Below are 6,279 nucleotides of genomic sequence, written 5' to 3'. Positions count from 1 at the left end.
TCTCTACTTTGCGTTTGCCTCCCTCCATCCCCCCCTTTCTTGGTCTCTGGCGGCGGTCCCTGCGTGTTCCCCCCCCCCCGGCCGGTTTCCCGGGCACCGCCCTCGCTGACCAGGCCGGCGGCGGCCAGGTCGGCGGTGAGCGCGCCGATGGTGCTGCGGTTGAGCCCCAGCGTGGTGGTCAGTTCGGCCCGTGAGGTGGCGCCGTGCACGTGCACGTGCCGCAGCAGCGCGCCGAGGTTGTGCCGGCGGATCTCCTCCTGGCTGGGTCCTGCCCGCATCGGTTCGTCGTCTCCGCAGTCATCGGGACCCGGCGGCGGCGCGACGGCGGGACAGCGCGTCGACGCTGGCGGCCAGCAGCAGCACCAGACCGGTGAAGACGAACTTCACCCCGGAGCTGACATTCAGCAGTCCCATGCCGTTCTCGATGACCGCGACCACGGCGCCGCCGAGGACCGCGTCGAGGACCCGGCCCTTGCCGCCGAAGAGGCTGGTGCCGCCGATCACCGCCGCGCCGACGGCGAACAGCAGCACGTTGCTGCCGCCGGTGTTGGCGTCCACCGAGTTGGCGCGGCTGGCGGCCACGATGCCGCCGACGGCGGCCATCGAGGAGCAGATCATGAAGGCGGAGATCCGGATCCGGTCGACGTTGATGCCGGCCCGGCGGGCGGCTTCCCGGTTGCCGCCGACCGCGTAGATGTGCCGGCCGTACGCGGTGCGCCGCAGCACGAAGGTCCAGAAGATCAGCAGTACCACGATGACCGGCACCACGATCGGCACCCCGCGCAGCGAGGTGATCAGCGGGTTGATGCTGCGCTCCTGGTTGAGGATGTAGACGGCGGCACCGGCGATCGCGATCAGCACTCCGATGCGGGTTAGCACCACCACGATCGGGTCGGTGACCAGGCCCTTGGCGGACCGGGTGCGGTAGCGCAGCAGCTGGATCAGCGCGAACCCGGCCACCCCGACGCCGAAGATCGCCCAGCCGATCACCGGCGGGACGTTGCGGTTGACGATCGCGATCAGCACGTCGTCGCGCAGCGAGACGTTCTTGCCGCCTTCGATCAGCAGCAGCACCGTGCCCTGGAAGGCGAGGAACGCGGCCAGGGTGACCACGAACGACGGGATGCCGACCTTGGCGACCAGGAACCCGAGGACGGTGCCGATCAGGGTTCCGGTGGCCACGGCTGCCAGCACCGCCACGTACCAGGGCAGTCCCATCTCGGTGGAGACGACCGCCAGGATCGCGGCGCAGACGCCGCTGGCGAAGCCGGCGGACAGGTCGATCTCACCGAGCAGCAGGACGAAGATCAGCCCCATCGCGATCAGGGTGACCGCGCCGCCCTGAATGAACAGGTTGGCAAAGTTGCCGGCGGTGAAGAAGTTGGGCCGCACGATCGAGAAGACCGTGCAGAGCACGACGAGGCCGAGGATCGCGGGCAGCGCGCCGAGGTCGCCGCCGCGGATCCGGGAGAAGTAGTTGCGCAGGTGTTCGCCGACGCCGGGCGAGTCGGCCGGGGCGGCGGGCCGCTGGACTGCGGAGGTGGCGGTGCTCATCGGTCGGCTCCCGGTCCGTTGGTGGCGGCGTACTCGGTGCCGTTGTCGGCCGGTAGGCCGAGGTCACCGCTGCGGCCGGCGGTGATCAGCTCCACGATCTGCGCGTGGGTGATCTCCGTGCTCCGTACCTGGGCGACCATCTGGCCGAGGTACAGCGCGGCGATCCGGTCCGACACCGCGAAGACGTCGTTCATGTTGTGCGAGATCAGTACGACGGCGAGGCCGTTGTCGGCGAGCCGGCGGACCAGTTCGAGCACCTGGGCGGTCTGGGCGACGCCGAGCGCCGCGGTGGGTTCGTCGAGGATGACGACCTTGCTGTTCCACAGCACAGCCTTGGCGATGGCGACGGTCTGGCGCTGGCCGCCGGAGAGGCTGGCGACGAGCTGCCGCAGCGACTTGACGGTCCGGACGGAGAGCCCGGCGAGGGTGTCCGCGGCCATCTGCTCCATGGTGGTCTCGTCCAGGACGATCCCGGAGCGCTTCTCCCGCCCGAGGAACATGTTCTGCACGATGTCGAGGTTGTCGCAGAGCGCGAGGTCCTGGTAGACGACCTCGATGCCGTGCGAGGCGGCGTCGCGCGGGTTGTGGATGTGCACCCGGCGGCCATCGACGACGACCTCGCCGCGGTCGATCGGGTGGATGCCGCTGATGCACTTGACCAGGGTGGACTTGCCGGCGCCGTTGTCGCCGACGAGCGCGGTCACCTCGCCGGCGTGGACGGCGAAGTCGACGTTGCGCAGCACCTGGACGGGGCCGAAGTTCTTGTCGATCCCGCGCAGTTGCAGCAGGGGGGTCGCGGACACGGGTGGTCTCCTTCGTGAGGGTGCCCGGCCGGCGCCGGTTCCGCCGCCGCGGGTGTCACCGGGCGATGGTGCTGCCGGGTGACACCCGCGGCGGGGCTACCGGTCGGTCGGCGGTACGCCGGTCAGCTGATGCCGGCCTCGGCGCAGAGCTCGGCGAACTCGTCGGTGCAGAGCTCCTCGGCGGTGACGTAGCCGTCGTTGACCACGTCGGCGACGTTCTCCTTGTAGATGGCCTGCGGGGTGAGCAGCACCGACGGCACCTCCCGGTTGGTCTCCGGGTCGGTGACGGTCTGCGCGACCTCCTTGCGCTCACCGTTCGCCAGCGCGACCGCCAGGTCGGCGGCGGCCTGCGCCTCGGCCTTGATCGCCTTGTAGACGGTCATGCACTGGTCGCCGGCGAGGATGTTCTGCAGGCCCTGCGGGGTGGCGTCCTGCCCGGTGACCGGCACCTGACCGTTGAGCTCGTTGCGCTTGAGCACCGAGATCGCCGCGTTGCCGAGGCCGTCGTTGGCGGCCAGCACGCCGTCGACCTCGCCGCCGGTCTGGGTCAGCATCTGCTCGAACAGCGTGGCGGCCTGGGTGTTGTCCCAGTCCGGCACCCACTGGTCCGGGCCCTTGACGTACTCGCCGGACTCGTACAGCGGGTCGAGCACGCCGTCGTAGCCGGCCTTGAACAGGGTGGCGTTGTTGTCGGTCTGCGAGCCGTTGAGGGTGGCGATGGTCGGCTTCTCCACGCCGGCGTCGGTCAGGCACTTGACCAGGCCCTCGCCCTGCAGTTGGCCGACGGCCTCGTTGTCGAAGCTGACGTAGTACTCGGCGGAGCCGCCCAGGGTGAGCCGGTCGTAGTCGATGGTGGCGACGCCCTGCTGCTTGGCCTTGTCCAGCACGGCCTTGCCGGTGCCGGAGTCCAGGTTGACGATCATCAGGACGGTGGCCCCGTCGGTGATCATCTGGTCGGCGAGGGTCTGGAACTGGGCCTTGTCGCCCTGGGCGTTCTGGATGCTGGCGTTGACGCCGGCGGCGTCGAACGCCTCCTGCAGGAAGCGCCGGTCGGCGGTCTCCCAGCGGTCGGAGGAGGCGCTGTCCGGCAGGATCACGCCGATCTTCGGGGTCGGCGTGTCGCCGCTGCCGGTGTCGGTGCCGGTGTCGCTGCCACAGGCGGTCAGGCCGCCGGCGAGCAGGACACCGGCGGCGGCGGTGCTGAGGATCCCTTTGCGCATCGCTCGGGTCCTTTCGAAGGGTGATGTTTCGCGTACAAGGGGTTGTGCTGGTGTGTGTCGTGCGGTCTCGGGCGTGGGCTCGCGGGGCGCTGGTGAGCTCCGGAGGCCCGGCCGGCGACGGCAACGGCCTGGGGCTGAGCTGGGCCATCGCGGTTTTTGTTGTGTCCGGCAACGTATTAGGAGTGTGGCGCCGGGCACAAGACGGTGACGTCACCAGTTTTGTTGCTCGCGATAACAATTCAGCAACGCGGCGGACACCTGCCCGTCGCCTGACCGGATCAGTGAGCAGCGATTGGGGCGAATCGGGCGCCAGTCACCGCTGCGAGGTCAACCGGAGTGATACTCAACTGCAACCCGCGGCGGCCGGCCGAGACGTACATTTCGGCGTACCGCTGCGCCGAGGCGTCCAGCACCGTCGGCAGGCGTTTACGCTGCCCGATCGGGCTGATCCCGCCCCGGACGTACCCGGTGGTCCGTTCGGCGAGCACCCGCTCGGCCAGCACCGCGCGCTTACCACCGAGCGCCACCGCCAGAGCCTTCAGGTCCAGCTCCCCGGTGACCGGCACGACGCCGACGGCGAGTGCCCCGTCGACCTGCGCCACCAGCGTCTTGAACACCTGCTCGGCGGCGACGCCGAGGGCGGCCGCGACCGCCGCGCCGTAGTCCGGGGTGTCCGGCGAGACCCGGTACGGGTGCAGTTGGAAGGTGATCTGCCGCTTGGTCAGCAGCGTCGTCGCCGGAGTCGCGGTACCTGCCATGCCGCGCGACGTTACCGGCCCCGCGCGCTCATCGGGCTGGCGCGCTCACCGGCCCGGCGCCGGCACCGGGTGGGCGAGCAGCGCCGTCGGGGCGCCGGCCACCCGGGTCAGCACCAGACTCGCCGCCACGCCGGCCCCAGAGGCGGTACGCAGCCGCAGGTCGCGGCGCAACTGGGCGGGGTCGAGCGGGGATCCGCGTTTGAGGATCTCCAGCCGCGTGACACCGCGTTCGCGCAGCAGCGCCCGCAGCCGCTTCAGCGAGAACGGCAGCACGTCGGTGATCTCCAGACACCTGCCGTACGGCGTGTCGGTCGGCGTGTCGGCGTAGACGTAGGCGATCGACTCGTCGGCGAGAGTGCCGTCGACGGTCGCGGCGAACGCGGCGACCAGGTGCGAGCGGACCACCGCCCCGTCCGGGTCGTACAGGTAACGCCGGACCGGGCCGACGGTGACCGGCTCGCCGCCGTCGCCGGTCAGGTCGGTGGCCGGCTGGCCGGTCCGCAGCAGGGTGGCCCGGCGTGGGGTGTCGGCCAGCGGGCCGCACCAGAACGCCGCCTCGACCACCTCCCGGTCGACGCTGACCCACTCGGCCTCGGCTCCTGGCGGGATCAACCTGTGGTCGATGCCCGGTGCCACCTTGAGTACGGTCCGTGGCACTCGGGCGACCAGGGTCCGGACGAAGTCCCAGGACGGGGAGTAGTTGTCCGGGTCGAAGGTGCGCCGACCGGTGCCGGACCGGCGGGCCGGGTCGCAGAAGACCGCGTCGTAGCCGGTGAGGTCGACTCCGGTGGCGTCGGCGCAGACCACGTCGACCAGGTGGGCCAGCCCGGTCGCCTCGGCGTTGGCGGCGGCGATCGCGGCGGTGCCCGGGTCGGCCTCCACCGCGTACACCCGGATGCCGGCCCGGGCGGCGGCGAGGGTGTCCGCGCCGAGACCGCAGCCCAGGTCGGCGAGGTGGCGTACCCCGGCGGCGCGTAACCGGTCGGCGCGCCGGTCGGTTACCACCGACCGGGTGGCCTGCTCCAGGCCGGCGCGGGTGAAGAACATCCGGGCGGCGGCCGGGCCGAACTTGCCGACCGCGCGGGCGCGCAGCGCGGCCTGGGTGAGCGCGGCGGTCGCCAGCGGTGCCGGCACCCCGGCGGTACGCAGCGCGGTCGCCGCCGCGAGTGGATCCGTCCGGCCCGGTGCGGCCAGCACCTCGGCTGCGGTGACCAGCGCGGCCGCGCCTTCCGGGGCGCGCAGGGCGGCCAGTTCGTCCGGGTGCACCGCGACATTGTCCATGCTCGGCCATCGGGCTAGCACTCCGCACAGGCGACTGCTAATCTGCGGTTAGCACTCTCGGGTCGAGGGTGCCAGCCCGCCGGCTCCCGCCGGTGAGCGAAACGCCAGGCGGTCCGGCACCCGCGACGACGGATCCGCCCGGTGGACATGAGGCAGATTGACGCCGGTTACCCACGTGGCCGGCACCAAAACCAGATACCCCAGGAGGGTATGCCCGTGACTACCGCGACCAAGGTTGCGATCAAGCCGCTCGAGGACCGGATCCTGGTCCAGGCGAACGAGGCTGAGACCACCACGGCGTCGGGCATCGTGATCCCCGACACCGCCAAGGAGAAGCCGCAGGAGGGCACCGTCCTCGCTGTCGGCCCCGGCCGCGTCGACGACAAGGGCAACCGGATCCCGGTTGACGTCAACGTCGGCGACACGGTCATCTACTCGAAGTACGGCGGCACCGAGGTCAAGTACGCCGGCGAGGAGTACCTGGTGCTCTCCGCCCGCGACGTCCTCGCGGTCATCGAGAAGTGACCTACTGCCAGTGCTGAACGCCCCGAAGCCCCAGCCCGGGGCTTCGGGGCGTCGCCCGTCGGCCGGTGCCGGCAAACGCCAGACCGCCCACAGATCGTGCACGTGGAAGGGACGTTCCGGTGAAAAGCCCCAGCTTTT

Annotated in this window: 7 protein-coding genes; 1 reads left to right on the top strand and 6 read right to left on the bottom strand. The window is 71.0% G+C overall.

The window, feature by feature from the left end:
• From ACXAHD_RS31035 to ACXAHD_RS31010, 6 genes are all read right to left on the bottom strand, one after another.
• The coding region (locus tag ACXAHD_RS31035; RefSeq protein ID WP_475055002.1) for a MarR family transcriptional regulator at positions 1 to 278 on the bottom strand (278 nt) is incomplete at its 3' end.
• 19 nt (positions 279 to 297) lie between these two features.
• Entirely contained in the window at positions 298 to 1,554 is a 1,257-nt protein-coding gene (locus ACXAHD_RS31030; RefSeq protein WP_475055001.1) for a sugar ABC transporter permease, read from the bottom strand.
• Positions 1,551 to 2,357 carry an ATP-binding cassette domain-containing protein gene (locus tag ACXAHD_RS31025; RefSeq protein WP_282233573.1) on the bottom strand — a complete coding sequence of 269 codons (807 nt, stop codon included), beginning with the start codon at positions 2,355 to 2,357 and terminating at the stop codon, positions 1,551 to 1,553. The genes ACXAHD_RS31030 and ACXAHD_RS31025 overlap by 4 nt, the downstream gene beginning before the upstream one ends.
• A 122-nt stretch (positions 2,358 to 2,479) precedes the next feature.
• Positions 2,480 to 3,577, bottom strand: coding sequence for a sugar ABC transporter substrate-binding protein (locus ACXAHD_RS31020; RefSeq protein ID WP_281551840.1), 1,098 nt, complete (start codon positions 3,575 to 3,577; stop codon positions 2,480 to 2,482).
• Between the two features lie 278 nt (positions 3,578 to 3,855).
• Entirely contained in the window at positions 3,856 to 4,335 is a 480-nt protein-coding gene (gene ybaK, locus ACXAHD_RS31015) for a Cys-tRNA(Pro) deacylase (RefSeq protein ID WP_281551839.1), read from the bottom strand.
• 45 nt (positions 4,336 to 4,380) lie between these two features.
• Complete coding sequence (locus ACXAHD_RS31010; protein ID WP_281551838.1) at positions 4,381 to 5,616, bottom strand: class I SAM-dependent methyltransferase; 1,236 nt, start codon at positions 5,614 to 5,616, stop codon at positions 4,381 to 4,383.
• Positions 5,617 to 5,826: 210 nt separating this feature from the next.
• Here ACXAHD_RS31010 and groES point away from each other — a divergent pair, with 210 nt between their 5' ends.
• A complete protein-coding gene (gene groES / locus ACXAHD_RS31005; RefSeq protein WP_123606067.1) occupies positions 5,827 to 6,141 on the top strand; it encodes a co-chaperone GroES in 315 nt (104 codons plus the stop codon).
• The last annotated feature ends 138 nt before the right edge of the window (positions 6,142 to 6,279 follow it).

It is taken from the genome of Micromonospora sp. ABR4_055, from assembly GCF_056160425.1.
Note: the sequence above shows the minus strand (reverse complement) of the source record. Positions and strands in the feature narration are given on the sequence as shown.